The 16,202-nt window shown below is 73.3% G+C and carries 10 protein-coding genes; 3 read left to right on the top strand and 7 right to left on the bottom strand.

Translation table 11 applies throughout. The features are described from left to right. Positions 1-3: 3 nt before the first annotated feature. From sbnB to ACIQVT_RS19290, 6 genes are all read right to left on the bottom strand, one after another. The gene (gene sbnB, locus ACIQVT_RS19315; RefSeq protein ID WP_403754696.1) at positions 4-1,074 is read right to left on the bottom strand and encodes a 2,3-diaminopropionate biosynthesis protein SbnB; all 1,071 of its coding nucleotides are present in this window, start codon (positions 1,072-1,074) and stop codon (positions 4-6) included. Further along, on the bottom strand, positions 1,071-2,075 hold the full coding sequence (locus tag ACIQVT_RS19310) for a TauD/TfdA family dioxygenase (protein ID WP_403754693.1): 1,005 nt from the start codon (positions 2,073-2,075) through the stop codon (positions 1,071-1,073). Before ACIQVT_RS19310 ends, sbnB begins: the two co-directional genes overlap by 4 nt. Positions 2,076-2,128: 53 nt before the next feature. Next, positions 2,129-5,383, bottom strand: coding sequence for an amino acid adenylation domain-containing protein (locus ACIQVT_RS19305; protein WP_403754690.1), 3,255 nt, complete (start codon positions 5,381-5,383; stop codon positions 2,129-2,131). Positions 5,384-5,396: 13 nt separating this feature from the next. Further along, the gene (locus tag ACIQVT_RS19300; protein WP_403754687.1) at positions 5,397-7,985 is read right to left on the bottom strand and encodes a Pls/PosA family non-ribosomal peptide synthetase; all 2,589 of its coding nucleotides are present in this window, start codon (positions 7,983-7,985) and stop codon (positions 5,397-5,399) included. A gap of 273 nt (positions 7,986-8,258) precedes the next feature. Further along, on the bottom strand, positions 8,259-8,909 hold the full coding sequence (locus ACIQVT_RS19295) for a peroxiredoxin-like family protein (RefSeq protein ID WP_403754685.1): 651 nt from the start codon (positions 8,907-8,909) through the stop codon (positions 8,259-8,261). 116 nt (positions 8,910-9,025) lie between these two features. Continuing rightward, the gene (locus tag ACIQVT_RS19290; RefSeq protein ID WP_403754683.1) at positions 9,026-9,172 is read right to left on the bottom strand and encodes a hypothetical protein; all 147 of its coding nucleotides are present in this window, start codon (positions 9,170-9,172) and stop codon (positions 9,026-9,028) included. 162 nt (positions 9,173-9,334) lie between these two features. On the opposite strand from ACIQVT_RS19290, the gene ACIQVT_RS19285 reads away from it, so the two are divergent. The 3 genes from ACIQVT_RS19285 to rph all read left to right on the top strand — a co-directional run bounded on the left by ACIQVT_RS19285 (position 9,335) and on the right by rph (position 15,123). After that, positions 9,335-9,934, top strand: coding sequence for a TetR/AcrR family transcriptional regulator (locus tag ACIQVT_RS19285; protein ID WP_403754680.1), 600 nt, complete (start codon positions 9,335-9,337; stop codon positions 9,932-9,934). Between the two features lie 727 nt (positions 9,935-10,661). Continuing rightward, on the top strand, positions 10,662-12,149 hold the full coding sequence (locus ACIQVT_RS19280) for an NB-ARC domain-containing protein (RefSeq protein WP_403754676.1): 1,488 nt from the start codon (positions 10,662-10,664) through the stop codon (positions 12,147-12,149). Between the two features lie 340 nt (positions 12,150-12,489). Beyond that, positions 12,490-15,123: a rifamycin-inactivating phosphotransferase gene (gene rph / locus ACIQVT_RS19275; protein WP_403754673.1), complete on the top strand. Its 2,634-nt coding sequence runs from the start codon at positions 12,490-12,492 to the stop codon at positions 15,121-15,123. 59 nt (positions 15,124-15,182) lie between these two features. Here the strand turns inward: rph and ACIQVT_RS19270 are convergent, their stop codons facing one another. Beyond that, positions 15,183-16,010 (bottom strand): MarR family transcriptional regulator, encoded by an 828-nt coding sequence (locus tag ACIQVT_RS19270; protein ID WP_403754670.1) that lies wholly within the window; start codon positions 16,008-16,010, stop codon positions 15,183-15,185. Positions 16,011-16,202: the final 192 nt, after the last annotated feature.

Here is a 16,202-nt window from a genome sequence, read left to right as displayed (position 1 = left end):
GCCTCAGCCGTACCGGCGCAGATCGTGGAAGAAGTCGTCGATGACGCGGAGTTCGTCCGCCCGGGCCACCTGGTCGTAGACGTACTTGCCGACGGCCAGGTCGAGGACGCCCAGGCCGAACGGGGAGAAGATCACCGGCCGGTCGCGGGGCGGGGCGGCCCGGCCGAGCAGTACGTCGTTCAGCGTGCCGTCGAGGAAGTCACGGCCGCCGGTCAGCTGCTCGGCCAGATGTGGGGAGGTGTCCGCCTTCAGGCAGTGCTCGACGTCGTCGACGTAGTTCGCCGCGCCGAGCAGCACCTCGGGGGCGAGGTCGCGCAGCGACACGTGCAGCACCAGGGGGTTGTGGCGGAACCAGTCGGGCGTCGTGACGTGGGGCCGGCCGGCGACGGTGGCGAACACCACCAGGTCGCTGGAGCGCACGAGGTCCTCGGCGCTGTCGTGGACGGTGACCCGCTCGCCGGCGCCGGCCTGGCCGAGGTAGCCGGAGAAGCCGGCGGCGCTGTCGGCGGACAGGTCGTGCACGCCGACGGCGTCGAAGGTCCAGCCGGTGCCGGCCAGGAAGGTGTGGATGTAGCGGGCGATCAGCCCCGTGCCGAAGAAGCCGACCCGGCGGGGCCGGGGCCGGGTGCGGCTGAGCCGGTCGGCCGCCAGCGCGGCGGACGCCGCGGTCCTGGCCGCGCTGATGACGGAGCTCTCCAGGCAGGCGAACGGGTAGCCGGTGTCGTGGTCGTTGAGGATCAGTACCGCGGAGGCTCGCGGCAGTCCGGACCGTACGTTGTCGGGGAAGCTGGAGATCCACTTCATGCCGTCCACCCGCACCTGGCCGCCGAGGGACGCGGGCAGCGCGATGATCCGGGACGCGGGGCGGTCGGGGAAGCGCAGGAAGTACGACGGCGGGTTGACCGAGTCCCCGGCGCCGTGCAGCCGGTAGGTGGCCTCGACCAGGTCGACGAGTTCCCGCTCGCGTCCGTCGAGGGCCCGGTGCACCTGCTCGCCGGAGATCACCGCGAAGGTGGGCGCGGTGTCCGGGCCGGGCGGGGCCGGCTGGGCGGGTGTCGGCAGCAGATCGGTCATCGGCGGCTCGCCTCCGGGGTCGGGATGTGGTCGGCCAGGCGGTGGGGGTCGGCCAGAGCGACGACCACCCGGCGGTCACCGGTGAAGGCCTCCCGGCTGTGCGCGGTGGCGATGTTGTCCACCAGCATCAGGTCCCCGGTCTGCCAGGGCTCGCGCCGGGTGTGCTCCTCGTACGTGGAGTTGAGGACGCGCACGACGTACTCGTCGATCGGCGTCCCGTCCCCGTAGCGGGTGTTGAACGGCAGGCCGTCCGGGCCGTACTCGTCGAGCAGGTACTCGCGCACCTCGGGGGCGAGGGTCCACTCGTTGAGGAAGGCGATCTGGTTGAACCAGCAGCGCCGGCCCGTGCGCGGGTGCCGTACCACGGCGCCGCGGCGCTGCTCGGTGCGGAGCGAGCCGTCGGCTCCCCAGGTGAACTCGATGGCGTTCGCCCGGCAGTAACGCTCGATCGCGTCCCGGTCCTCGGTGCCGAACGACTCCGCCAGAGACGCCCCGATCTCGTCGTTGTAGGTGCGGGTCAGCAGCCAGCCCTCGTGCTCGAACCGTTCCGTCAGCTCGCCGGGCAGGGCGTCGAGGACGTCGCCGGCGTCGGCGAGAGCCGTCGCCCCGCCCTTCTCGGGCGCGGTCAGGCACGCGAACAGCAGCAGACCGGGCACCTCCAGCGGGTAACTCAGCTCGTGGTGCATGCACATCGGCTGGTTGGCCGGCCAGGGCGTGGAGGAGTACAGCCCGGGGCCGTGGGCCTCCCGGGGGGCGAACGCCTCCCGTTCGGGCAGCAGCCGGCCGGCCAGCCCGGTGAGGACGGCACCGGCCTGGTCCGCGTCCCGCAGGCCGAGGCCGCGCACGAGCAGCGCCCCGTGCTCGGTGACCCGTGCCCGCAACGCCTCCCGGTGCTCGGCGGCCCAGCGCGCGGGGTCGTCGGGCGGGTCGACGCACAGCAGCGCGGGTCTGTCCGGCCGCGGCTCCACGTCGAGCGGTGCTGTCAGGGACGAGGAGGTCATCTCGGTTTCCTTTCGGTCGCCCGTCGAGGGAAGGGTGGCGAGGCGAGCCGGCCTCAGGTGGGGGCCAGCGGGACGGCCGCGCGCAGCACGGCCCGCGCCGTCTCGGTCGGCCGGGTGCGCGGGAAGTGGTGGCCGCCGTCGGCCAGTTCGTGCAGCTCGACGTGGTCGGCCAGGAGCAGCCAGTCGCGGTGCCGCTCGGCGTGGCCGGCCGTGTGCGGGTCGTCGGCGGCGACGACCACCGAGACCGGCGCGGACAGCCGTACCGCCGGCGGGTCCTCCAGGACCGCCTGGAACCAGCGGTGCGCGGACACGCAGTCGTGCCGGTACGCGGCGGCGATGTGCCCGGCGTGCGGCGCGGTCAGCTCGGCGAGTTCCGGATGGCCGCCGTCCGCGGCCAGTTCGGCGACGATGTCCGTGTCGTCGCGGCCGGTCAGCTCGGTGACGGCGGCACGCCGGTCCGCGGCGGTGCCGAGCAGGTGCGCGCCGAGGAAGACCCGCGTCACCCGCACACCGCGCTCCGCGAGGACCCGGGCCGTCTCCAGCGCCGGGGCGGCGCCCGAGGAGTGGCCCCACAGCATGACCCGGGTCAGGCCGCGCGCCGTGATCTCGGCGGCGACCCGGCGGGCCACGTCCGCGATCGACATGAACGGCTCACGGCGGGCCGCCAGGTCGTGACCGGGCGGGTCCACCGCGAGGACCGCCAGGCCGCTGCCCGACAGCGCCGCCGCCAGCGGGCGGTAGTTGACCGCGTTGCCGCCCGCGGACGGGAAGCACACCAGCGCGCACTCGGGCGTACCGGCCGTCTTCGACAGGGGGTGCAGCAGTTCCGCGCCGGGCCGGCCGGCACCGTCGAGGAGGGCGGCCAGGTCGGCGAGCACGGGGTGGCGGGTGATGTCCTTCAGCGACACCGCGCGGTCGAGCGCGATGCTGAGCTTGACGGCCGTCAGGGAGGTGCCCCCGGAGTCGAAGAAGTGGTCCGTGCGGCCGATCCGTTCCTCGGGCACGCCCAGCAGTGCGGCCCAGGCCGCCGCCACCCGCCGCTCGGCCGGGCTGAGCGCGTCGCCCGACGCCGTGACGGCTCCGGCGGCCGGCGCCGTCCGCCCGGCCCGCGCGGTCAGGGCCTTGCGGTCGGTCTTGCCGTTCGCGGTCAGCGGCAGGCCGTCGCACCAGTGGAAGGCCGCCGGGACCATGTAGGCGGGCAGCTCCGCCGCGAGCGCCTCGCGGAGCGTGCCGGGCTCGTGCCGGGTGCCGGTGTGGAAGGCGACGAGCTGCTTGTTCCCGCCGCCCCGTTCGACGACGACCACCGCGCCGTCGCGTACCCCGGCCACCCGCAGGAGGGCGTTCTCGATCTCGCCGATCTCGATGCGGAAGCCGCGGATCTTGACCTGGCCGTCCCTGCGGCCGAGGAACTCCAGCTTGCCGCCGGGGTGCCAGCGGCCCCAGTCACCGCCGAGGTAGAGCCGCTCGCCGGGCCGGTACGGGTTCGTCCGGTAGGCCTCACGGGTGCGTTCGGGGTCGTTGACGTAACCCCGGCCTACGCAGACGCCGGAGAACGCGATCAGTCCGGGTGCGCCCAGCGGGAGCAGCGACAGCCGCTCGTCCACGACGTAGACGCGCACGTTGCCGACCGGGCGGCCCAGCAGCACGCGGTCCGGCACCGAGTCCAGGACCTCGTGGTTGGTGTCGTCCGACGTCTCGGTCAGCCCGTAGGCGTTGAGGAGCCTGATCCCCGGTCGGACCGCGAACCAGCGCTGCACCAGCTCGCGTCTGAGCGCCTCACCGGTCACCGACACCCACCGCAGGTCGGGCAGGGCGCGGGGGTGCCGCTCCAGGTAGGAGACCACGACCTCCAGGTAGGACGGCACCAGCTGGGTCACGGTGACCCGGCCGCGCTCCACCGTGTCCAGGAACCGCTCCACGTCCACGATCTCGTCCTGGCCGACCAACAGTGTCCGCCCGCCGACCAGCAGGGGCGCCATCAGCTGCCAGAGCGAGATGTCGAAGCACTGCGGGGCCGTCTGCGCCACCACGGAGTCCTCGTCGAGCCCCAGGTCGTCGATCTTGGCGTACAGGTGGTTGAGGAGGCCCGCGTGCTCGCACATCGCCCCCTTCGGCTCGCCGGTGGAGCCGGAGGTGAAGTAGATGTAGGCCAGCCGGCCAGGCTCGACCGGCACCCCGGGGTCGGTGTCGTCGTGCGGCTCCGCGTACGCCGTCGAGACCGGCACTCCCGTGGCTCCCGGCACGGTCGCCAGTGCCTCCTCCAGGGTGTCGGTGGCGCCCTGCGCGGTGAGCACCAGCCGGCAGTCGGCGCGGGACAGCGTCGCCGCGATACGGCCGGCCGGGAAGTGCGGCTCGATCGGCAGGTACACGCCGCCCGCCTTGAACACCGCGAGCGTCGCCGCCAGCCAGTCGAGGTCGCGCTCCATGACGACGGCGACGACGTCCTCCCGGCCCAGTCCGCGGGCCAGCAGCGCCCGCGCCAACCGGTTGGCGCGCGCGTTGAGTTCGCCGTACGTCCACTGCCGCTCGCCCTGCACGGCGGCCACCGCCCGCGGGTGCGCCCGTGCCCGCCGCTCGAACATCTCGTGCGCGCGGGCGTCCGGCAGCGGCCGCCGGGGCCCCGCCTGTCCTTCCAGCTGCTCGCCCACCTCGTCGGGCGAGAGCAGCCCCTGCCGCGCGTGGTCGGCGTCCGGGTCGGCCGCCAGCAGCGCGAGGGCCCTCAGGTGGTAGCCGCCGATCCGGTCCGCGCCCGCGGCGTCCAGGGCGTCCGTGCGGTACCGCAGGCGCAGCAGCAGCCGTCCTTCCCGGTCGTGCCAGCGCACGTGCAGTACGGCGTCGTCGGCCGGTGTCTCCTCGGCGCCCTGCGGGCCGAACACCACCTCGTACGGCGGTTCGGTCAGTCCCAGTTCGCGGCGCAGCCCGGCCACCGGGAACTCCCGGCGCGCCAGCACCTCCGCCTCGGCGCGCGCGGCGGCCGACAGCAGCGCGCGCCAGGACCCGGCGGGCACGGTCAGGCGGCACGGCAACGGCTCACCGCGCACTCCCCCGGTGTATCCCGTCACCACGTCCGGCTCGCCCGACAGGGCCGCCAGGACCTTGGCGTGCGCGGCCAGCAGCACCGCGCCGAGCGGCAGTCCGGACCGACGCGCCAGCGCGCGCACCGGGGCCGCCACGTCGTCCGGGACCACCGTCTGCCGCTCCAGCACTCCCGGAGCCGGCTCGGGGGCCCAGCGCGGTACGGCGGTGACGCCGCCGGCGGTCAGCACCCCGGTCCAGAACTCCCGGTCCGATTCCACGCGCGTGTCCATCGAATGGCCTTCCTCAACTCAGGGCGGAGGCGGGTTCGCCGGTCGTTTCCCCGGCCCGGGCCGGCCCGCGCGGCCGGGTGGTGGCCTCGGGCATGTCCACGGCCGGATTGCCGCCCCACCGCGCGCCCGGGGGGACCTCCTCGCCCTTCATCAGGAAGGAGTCGGCCGCCAGCACCGCGGCGTCGCCGAGGGTCACGCCGTAGTGCACATGGGCGCCGACGCCCAGCGTGCAGCCGACGCCGAGCGTGGTGCCGTCGGACTTGAACGTGCCGTCCTCCTGCGAGTGGCACTGGAGCTTGCTGCCGACGTTCAGGGTGCAGTCGTCACCGATGGTGGTGAGGGTGCGTTCGGTCAGGAAGCAGCCGTCGTCGAACACCCGGCGGCCGATGCGGACGCCCAGCATGCGCCAGACGAGGCTCTTGTACGGGGTGCCGTTGAAGACGTCGAGGAAGTGTGTGGGGATCTTCCACAGCCGCTCGTGGAGCCAGAAGGTGCGGTCGTAGATCGAGCAGAGCTGGGGGCTCAGCCGGCGGAACCACAGCATGCAGCGCTCCACGAGCACGTAGTAGACGGTGGAGAACGCGAGCGTCAGCGCGAGGTAGGCGGCGATCACCACGTGACCGATCACGCCGTAGAGGTCCACGGAGGCGAGGGCGAGCAGGGTGAGCGCGAAGACGTGCAGCCAGCGCACGCACAGCATCAGCGCCATCGAGCGGAGGTTGTACCGGTTCTTCGCGGCGAGCCGGCGGCGCAGCGTGTCGCCCGAGCGGAGGTGGTCGAACCGGGAGTCGCGGTCCACCGACCGGGGGATCTCGAAACACGGCGAGCCCAGGAGCCCCACGCCCTCACGCATGTCGCCGTCGAGGGGAACCATCACCTTGGTCGCGAGGAGGCAGTTCTCACCCGTCCTGCCGCCCACGGGATAGGCGATGTTGTTGCCGAGGAAGTTGCGGGCCCCGATCGACACCCGCGACAGCCGGAACGACGTGGCGGAGTACTCGGCGTTGAGCACGGACAGCCCGTCGGCCACCATCGTCCCGCTGCCGACGGAGACCAGGAAGGGCGTCTCCTGCTGCACCTCGGTGCCGAAGTTGGAGCCGGTCTGCTCGACCCGCGACAGGTCGTAGCCGAGGCCGCGGAGGTAGTGGACGATGTACGAACTGTCCCCGAAGAGCCAGGCGAAGAACTTGACGTTCGTCAGGCGGGTCGTCGTCCGGTGCACCGTGTAGTGGAATCCGTAGAGCGGGTAGACCCGGTCGGGCCGGACCAGCAGGCGCAGCAGCCGGGGCACGGTGTAGAGGGTGACGAGGCCCGCGACGAGGAAGCCGGAGAACAGCACGAGGGAGACGACCAGCGCGTCGGAGACGAGTTCCGGCCGGCTCAGTGCGGCCGTCCGCGGGTCGAGCCGTTTGCCGATCGCCGGGACCTCGGTGAACAGCATGTACATCCCGCCGACGGCGAGCGGCACGTACAGGAACAGCACCTGGAGCAGCGTGACGCACCCGAACCACGCCCGGCGCGCGGTACCGCACCCGGTCGGCGTGACCCGCACGTAGTCGACCGCCGTGGGTTCGGCCGGTGATCCGTGCCAGCGCTCGCCGTCCGGGACCGACTGGCCGCGGTGGAGCGCGGAGGTGTGGCCCAGCTGCGCGCCGTCGCCCATCGCGGTGTCGATGTCCAGCACCGTCTTCTCGCCGATGAACACGTCGCGGCCGAGGGTCACCCGGCCGGTCTGGATGTGACCGGCGTGGGCCCGGTACCCGAGGAAAAACGTTTCTTTGCGGATGACCGTCCCGGAACCGATCGTCACCAGGTCGGTGCAGACCGGCACCGAACGGGACAGGATGGTGACGCCCTTCCCGATCCGCGCGCCCAGCGCCCGCAGGTACAGCACGTACAGCGGGGTCCCGACGAGGAACACCATCGGGTTGGCGTGCAGCAGCACCTTGACGAGCCAGAAGCGCGCGTACGCCGGCCCCCAGACGGGGAACTCGCCTTCCTTCCAGCGCCCGACGAGGAGCCACTTGGCGACGACCGGGAAGACGCACAGCATGGCGAACCCGGCGCCGCCGAACACCAGCGACCGCAGGTAGACCGCGGTGAATCCCGACCCGGAGGAGATCCACTCGTAGCCACCGGCGGTGACGAACCCGGAGACGAAGGAGTACCCCAGGAAGACCAGCAGCTGGAACAGCCCGCACAACGGATGGGCGAACCGGTTGCGGCGCGCCGCCGGAGCCGCGGGCTGTGCCGGTGCCGACGGGAAGGCGGTCGTAGCGGCCCCTTCCGGCGCGGCGGGCGCGAGCGCCGCCGTCAGGCTCCGGATCGTGGGATGCCGGTAGATGTCCCGCATCGAGGGGGACGGCAGGTGCGGGTCCTTCCTGAGCCGGGCGCAGAACTGGGCCATCAGCAGCGAATTGGCGCCGAGGTCGGCGAAGAAGTGACGATCCACCGCCACGTGCTCGACGCCGGCGACCTCCGCCAGTACCGCGGCGAGTCTGTGCTCGGTCTCCGTCCCGTTCCGCGCCGGCCCGGAGTCGCGCATGGTGACGGCAGGTTCTTCCGGCCCGACTATGGGGACCTCGGAGGACTGCTCCACCATGCGATCTCCTGAGAACGTACGGACGGCCGATGACGGCCGGATCACAGGTGATCGGCAACCGCCGGTCTCAGTCTGGACAGACGTCCACCGGGCTGCCACTCAACATCGCTCCCGGTGCCCGCCGGAAAGACCCCGGAGGTTGCGGTGTCCCTTGATTTTCCGCGCGACCCGGCCCGCCGGACGATTCACCCGAACGGCGGCTGCCGCCCGGAGGAGGGCGCAAGGGTGTGCGGGGTGATCCGGCGGGGCCCGGGCGCCGGGTCCGAGGACCCCTCAGCCGAGCGGGTCCAGGGCGGCGATGATGTCGGCCGGTTCGGCGCGCCGGGTGTAGTCGGCGTCGACGAAGGCCCAGCGGATGGTGCCGGCGTTGTCGATGACGTAGGTGGCCGGCAGCGGCAGGGTGCGCGGGTGGCCGTCGTTGACGCGCTGGAGGTCGAAGCCGAGCCGGTCGTAGACCGCGGCGAGGTTCTCGGGGAGGTCGAAGGCGAGGCCGTACTGCTTGGCGGTGTCGGAGCCGATGTCGCTGAGGACGTCGAAGGCGAGGTCGTGCTTCTCGGCGAGGGTGAGGGACTCGTCGGGGATCTGCGGGGAGACGGCCACGAGGCGGGCGTCGCGCGCGGTGATCTCGGTGTGGTGCCGCTGGAGGGCGCGCAGTGCGAGGTTGCAGTAGGGGCACCAGGCCCCGCGGTAGAAGGTCAGCACGACGGGGCCGTCGGCGAGCAGGTCGGCGAGGGCCGTCGTCCGGCCGGTCGCGGAGGGCAGCTGGAAGCGGGGGGCCCGGTCGCCCACGGTGAGGGCACGGTCGGCCTGTCCGGAGTCGGCGAGCGCCTGCCCGGCCCGCCGCATGATCTGCCGGACCTCGGCGGGGATCCGCTGCTGGCGGGCGTCGTAGAAGGCGCGCAGTTCGGCGTCGAGACTGGGCATGCTGGCTCTTCTCCCGGTCGATGGCGGGCGCGGGGGTGAACCCCAAAACTTGAAACGATCGTTCCAAGATAGCGGCAGCCCAGGGCCCCGCGCCAGGTGAGAGGCGGTCGGGAAGCTCAGAGCGTGGTGAAGGGGCGGTGGTCCGCCAGGGCGAGCATGCGCACGAACTCGGCCAGTCGGACCCCCTTGCGGGCGAGGAAGCGGAGGAACCGGGGCGCCCGGGAGCCGTAGGCCACCGTCCGAAGTGCTGGTATGCGATTCATGGCCGCAGCATGTCGGCGCCGGTGTCCGGTCGGCGGGATCGTGGACGAACCTGGACGCCGCCGCCCCGCGCGTTGCGGTGCGCCGGTCGCCCCGCACTCCCTTTGCCCGGCGACCGGTGCGGAGTATCTTGGAATCCTCATTTCAAGATGGCGGGGTGAACCATGCCGGACGTCAAGCACTTCGATCCGGACACGGCCCTGGAAACCGTCGTGCGGCTGTTCTGGCGGCAGGGCGTGGCCTCGACCGGCATCCAGGACATCGTGGCCGCGACCGGTCTCAACCGCTCCAGCCTGTACGCCACGTTCGGCGGCAAACAGGAGCTGTACCTCGCCGCGCTGCGCCGCTACCTCGAGCAGCGGTCGCAGCCGATGTTCCGCCGGCTGGCCGAGGACGAGCGCGGGCTGTCCGCCGTCGCCGAGTTCTTCGACGGCCTCATCGAGGCACGGTGCTCGGGCGAGTACGCCCGCTGGGGCTGCATGGTGTCCAACGCGCACGCCGGCGCCGACCAGGGCGACCGCGACGTCCGCGCCGTACTCGACCAGCACCACCAGGAACTGCGGGACGCGATGTACGCCGCACTCGTCACCGCCGAGGCCGAGGGCGAGCTCGCCGCGGGGGCCGACCCGGCGGCCGCGGCCGACCTGCTGACCCTGCTCGCCTACGGCGTGAACCTGCGCTCACGCGCCGGCGCCGACGCCCGGGCGCTGAGGAGGACGGTCACCGCCGCGCTCGCGTCGCTCGGCCACCCCGCCGCCGCGTGACACCGGGAAGCCGCGGGCTCCCGGCCCGGTGCGGGTCGCGCGCGGGACCGGAAGCCCGGTGGCGGGAACGGCCTCGGCCGGCGGACGGGGCGAGCGGACCGCCGGTCCGTGGCTCCGGCCCGCTGTCCGGGACGCGCACTACGGCGGCGCCCCGGGCGGCGGGGTCGTGCGGGGGCTGCGCGTTTCCACGTTGCCGTCTCCTCGGGTGCGTGAGGGAGCCGACGGGGGAAGGGCGGTACCGTTCCCGCCGGCGGTCGGCGGGGGCGCGACGGACGGTGCGGGCGTGGAGGCCGTCACGGCGGCCCGGAGAGGCGGGCCGTCGCCCGCGCGGGGTCGTGGCGCCGGGGCCGCGGGTGCGGAACCGTCCGCCCGACCGCCTCCGGTCCGCGACGTCCCCAGGGAGGCGCCGGCACGGCGGGCGCCGAGCGCGGGGAGCGGCGGTCCACCGCCGGAGGGCATGCCGGTTCCTGGCGTGGTGAGGCGAACCCCTCTTGTGGGGTGGGTACTTGCGTGGGAGCGGGGGTCCGGCCGGGCGGCCGGTGAGATCGGCACTCAGTATCGGGACGGAACCCGGCGTTCCGGAGTGATCGTGGATGATCCTGGACGCGCTCCCCAGCGGATGGCCCACGTCCGCATACCGCTTGACAGTCGAGACCCCCTGTCGTCTAACTTGAAACGAGTGTTCCAAGTTGATGGTGGCCCAGGTGTCCCACGGGGGAGGATGTTCGTGCCGCAGGTACTGGACCCGGGGAAAGCCCGCACATTGGACGAGTTCGTCGCGGAGCTGCGGCTGCTGAAGGCGTGGGCGGGCAACCCCTCGATCACCGAGATCACCCGCCGGGTCCACCGGGACTGGCAACGCGCGGGCCGACCGTGCAGCGAGTGGCCCGCCCGCTCGACCGTCGGCAACTGCTTCCGACTGGGCCGCCGCCGACCCAACCACGACCTGCTGCTGGCGGTCGTCCGCACCCTCGCCGACGGTGACGAGGCGACCGTCGCCGTCTGGCGGCAGGCACTGCGTACGGTCCTCGGCGAGGCCGAGGCCGCCGCCCGCGTCACCGCCTACGACCGGTTGCCCGCCGCGCCGTCCTCGCCGGTCGGCCGGTACCGGCCCGCGTCCGACGCCGAATCCGCGCTCACGGCGGGCGGTCGCTCGGGCGTGGTCGTGCTGGAAGGCGCCGCGGGCATCGGGAAGACCGCGCTGGCCCTGCACGTGGCCCACCGCCTGGCCGCCCGGGAGCGCGCCGAGACGCCCGTGCTCTTCGCCGACCTGCGCGGCTTCGCGCCGAACGGTCCGGCCGCCGACACCGCCGCGGTACTGGAGACCTTCCTGCGCCTGCTCGGCGTCACCGGCGACCGCATCCCGCACGGCGTCGACGCCCGGGCCGCCCTGTACCGCCGGCTCCTCGCCGGGACAGGGGCGACGGTCGTCCTCGACGACGCGCCCGACGAGGCGCACGTGCGGGCGCTGCTTCCCGGGGGCCGCGGCTGCCGCACCCTGATCACCAGCCGCCGTGCGCTGCGTGCCCTGCCCGCCGCCACCCGCCTCACCGTCCCCCCGCTGGCACCGGACGACTCCGTGGAGCTCCTGCGCCGGACGGCGGGAGCCGACCGCCTCACCACCGACGCCACCGCCCTCGGTCGGATCGCCGACGACCTCGGACACCTTCCCCTGGCCCTGACGGTCATCGGCCGCCACATGCGGGAACACCCCGGATGGACACTGGACGACTACGACCGCGAACCCGTGATCACCCTCGCCCTGGAGGACGGGGTCCGCGGTGCGCTGGCCGCCTCCGACGCGCGGCTGACCGCCGGTGCGCGGAAGCTGCTGCGCCTCCTCGCCCTGCACCCGCTGCACCGCACGGACACCCTCGGCGCGGCGGTACTCGCGGGTGAACGGGAACAGACCGTGCGCGAGCATCTCGACGCGCTGTCCGGGCTGCACCTCCTGGTGGAGCCCGAACCCGGATGGTTCCGCCCGCACGCACTGGTCCGCGCCTACGCGGAGGAACGTGTCTGCATAGACGTGCCCGGAACCTCGATCCGCCAGGCCCTCGGCCGCGTGCTGGCGCACTGCCGGGGCGCCCACTCGCGCGACAGGGCGCACGCGCCCGGCGCACGCCCCGCGCTCAGGCGCCTCGACCGGGCCGCGGCATGGGCCGAGGCCGTACGCCCGCGTGAGGGGAGCGCGGCACGCGTCCTCGCCGCCTGACGCGGCACCGGCCGGTCCGACACACCGTCAACCGGAAGCCGCGGAGGCACCGGAACAACGACAAAGGCGAGGAGACACTTCTCCTCGCCACTACCAAGATATAGCGCACCGGGGGGCTTGCGGCAAGGCCCGGGTCACGGCGCAGAATCGTCGGCCGATGCCACAACCTGCGGAAATGAGGGCACGACGTGCGTGTGTTGTTGACGAGGCACGGGGGACGCGGTGACGTCGGTCCCGTGGACCGGCGGCGCGGTCGCGGGGGCTCCGGCCGCACGGCGGCGCCGGGGACGCGATCGGCCGCCGCGGTGCCGGGGAGCACGGGCGCCACGGAGGTGTCGCGGTGAGCGGGCGTTACGTGGTGGATCTCCGGGAGGTCGACGGGACGCGCGTCGCGGTCGTCGGCGGGAAGGCCGCGCACCTGGGCGCCTTGTCACGGCTCGACGGCGTCCGGGTGCCGGGGGGCTTCTGCGTGACGACGGACGCCTTCCGGCGGATCATGGCGCGAGCGCCGTCGATGGACGAGCCGCTCGCTCGCCTGGCGCGCTGCGGCCCGGACGACCGGGAGGCGATCCGCACGCTCAGCGCGCGGATCCGCCACACCATCGAGGAGACCGCCGTCCCGGCCGACCTCACAGCGGCCGTGACCCGCGCCCTCACCGGGCTCGGCGAGGGCGCCGCCTGCGCCGTCCGGTCCAGCGCGACGGCGGAGGACCTGCCGACCGCCTCCTTCGCCGGCCAGCAGGACACCTACCTGAACGTGGTGGGACCGGCGGCGGTCCTCCGCCACATCAGCCGGTGCTGGGCCTCGCTGTTCACCGAACGGGCCGTCACCTACCGCCTGCGCAACGGCATCGACCACCGTACGGTCCACATGGCCGTGGTCGTGCAGCACATGGTGGTGCCGCACGCGGCCGGCGTCCTGTTCACCGCCGACCCCGTCACGGGCAACCGGAAGGTCGCCACCGTGGACGCCGGCTTCGGCCTCGGTGAGGCCCTGGTCTCCGGCCTGGTGAACCCGGACGTCTTCACGGTGCGGGACGGCGAGGTCGTCGCCAGGACGATCGCCGTCAAACGGCGTGCCCTGCACGCCCTGCCGGCCGGCGGCACCGAGGAGATCGCGGTCGACCCGCGGCGGCAGGAACAGCCGGCGCTGACGGACGCCCAGGTCGTACGGCTCGTGCGGCTCGGACGGCGGATCGAGGCACACTTCGGCCGCCCGCAGGACATCGAATGGTGCCTGGTCGACGACGACTTCCGGATCGTGCAGAGCCGGCCGATCACCACGCTCTTCCCCGTACCCGAGACCGGTGACCGGGAGAACCACGTCTACGTCTCGGTCGGCCACGGGCAGATGATGACCGACCCCATGAGGCCACTGGGGCTCTCGATGTGGCGGCTGACGGCCATGGTGCCGATGCACGAGGCCGGCGGGAGGCTGTTCGTCGACGTCACCCGGCGCCTGGTCTCGCCCGCCGGCCGCGCCGGCCTCCTGGACGTCATGGGGAGGGGAGACCCGCTGCTGAGGGACGCGCTGGAGACCGTCCTCGACCGTGACGACTTCGTCCTCCCGTCACTCCCCGACGCGGCTCCCGGACGACCGCCGGCCGGTGGAGCGGCCGGCGGGGCGGCTGGAGCGGCTGGTGGGGCGGCCGCTCCGATCGAGACCGATCCGGCCGTCGTCACCGGGCTGATCGAGCGCAGCCGGGCCTCCGTCGCCGCCCTGGAGCGAGCGGTCCGCACGAAGACCGGACCGGCGCTGTTCGACTTCCTGCTGGAGGCCTTCGAGGAGCACAAGCGCGTCCTCGGCGATCCGCTCAGCCTCCGGGCGCTCACGGCGGGCATGGACGCCACGACGTGGCTCAACGACAGGCTGGAGGAGTGGCTGGGCGAGAAGAACGCCGCCGACACGCTCACGCTGTCCGCCCCCGACAACATCACGTCGGAGATGGGACTGGCGCTGCTCGACGTCGCGGACGTGATCCGCCCGCGGCCGGAGGTGGTGGCCTTTCTGGAGGGCGTCGAGGACGACGGCTTCCTGGACGAGTTGGCCGGACTCCCGGGCGGGACCGAGGCACGCGACGCCCTGGAGGCCTACCTCGACCGGTACGGCATGCGCTGCGTCGGCGAGATCGACATCACGAGACCGCGTTGGCGCGAGCGCCCCACCACGCTCGTGCCCGTCCTCCTCGACCACGTCAGGAACTTCGGGCCGGGCGCCGCCGAGCGGCGTTTCGAGGAAGGACGACAGAAGGCGCGGAAGAAGGAGGCAGACGTGCTGTCACGCCTGCGGGCCCTGCCGGACGGTGCCCGGAAGGCCGACGAGGCCAAGCGGATGATCGACCGGGTCCGGACCTTCATCGGTTACCGGGAGTACCCGAAGTACGACATCATCAGCCGCTACTTCGTCTACAAGCAAGCTCTGCTGGCAGAGGCCGAGCGCCTGGTCCGCGCCGACGTGCTCGCCGAGAAGGAGGACATCTTCTACCTCACGTTCCAGGAACTGCACGACGTCGTGCGCTCGCACCAGGTGGACGACCGGCTCGTCCGGCAGCGCAAGGACGCGTTCCGTTCCTACCACGCGCTGACACCGCCCCGGGTGCTCACGTCGGACGGTGAGGCCCTCACCGGGGCGTACCGGCGCGACGACGTGCCGGCCGGCGCCCTGACCGGCCTGCCGGTGTCCACCGGGACCGTCGAGGGAAGGGCCCGCGTCGTCCTCGACATGGCGCGGGCCGATCTCCGAGCGGGCGACATCCTGGTCACGACGTTCACGGACCCCAGCTGGTCGCCGCTGTTCGTCGGCATCGCGGGCCTGGTGACGGAGGTGGGCGGCCTGATGACGCACGGCGCGGTGATCGCCCGGGAGTACGGCCTGCCCGCCGTCGTGGGCGTGGAACAGGCCACCCGGCTGATCCGGGACGGCCAGCGGATCCGCGTCCACGGAACCGACGGGTACGTCGAGATCCTGCCCTGACCGCCCACCGGCGGAGCACGCTCGGCCGGCTGACCCCGCCCTCCGCCGGTCACCGCCCGTCACCGCGACCCCGCGGCCACCAGCGTCGCGGTGACGGGTTCCAGCTCGGTGACCAGCTCGTCCAGCTCGGCGGGGGACAGAGCGTCGTACGGCGCGGCGGCGAGCTCGTCGGTGAGGGCTTCGACACGTCGCTTGGTCTCGCGGCCGGCGTCGGTGAACCGGCCGCCGGCGTCGACGAGTCCGCGTTCGCGCAGGCCGTCCATGACCGCGGCCAGCCGCTCCTTCGGCAGGTGGTGGATGCGCCCGAAGGACTCCGGCGGATGGATGCCCCGCGCCAGGGCGTCGAGCACGTGGGCCTCCGTGCCGCCGATGCGCGCGCCGACGAGAGCGGCGACATGCCCGTCACCGCGATGCTCGCGCAGCATGGTCGCGGAGTGCCACAGCCGGGCCACCGGGTCGCCCGGCACCGCGACGGTGCGCATCCCGGCGTACATCACCCGGCCCTCCGTGGGCGCGCTCGTCGCGGCTTCGGTGAGCAGGTCGGCGGCGCGCGCGAGGCCCGGCGAGTCGGCCACCTCGTCGCCAAGGATCCGCCGCAGCGAGGCCGCGCTGCCCCGCTCCCGCGCGGCGACGGACGCCTCGGGCGGGATCGTCTCCCACGCGCTCGGGATGTGCCGCGCGGCCTCCCCCTCGGCGAAGTTGTAGAAGGCCGCGTGCACGACCTGCGCCGGCACCCGCCCCAGCGGCGCGGCACGGCTGGCGAAGTAGCCGTCCCAGTAGGTGGGGTGGCCGAGCGCGGCCAGCTCCTCGTTGCAGTCGTCGGCGAAGTAGGTGACCAGGCAGATCGGCTCCAGGAGCTCGAACATGCGGCGGGCGATGTGAGCCATGCCCCCATCATGCCCGCGGTCACACTCCCGGCGGAGCGGTACGGACCACCGGTTCGGCCCGTAACGCTGGCGCCCCCGTGAGTTGGCATGGTGACCGCACGCGGTGGGCGGACCCCCGAACCGCCCCCTGAGGTGATTCCTCCCGGGCGTCTCCCCTACGGACGACGTACGCGACAGTGAGCCCTGTCTCAG

Source organism: Streptomyces sp. NPDC100445 (genome assembly GCF_044759735.1).
GTDB lineage: Bacteria > Actinomycetota > Actinomycetes > Streptomycetales > Streptomycetaceae > Streptomyces.
This window is presented reverse-complemented; position numbering and strand designations above follow the sequence as displayed.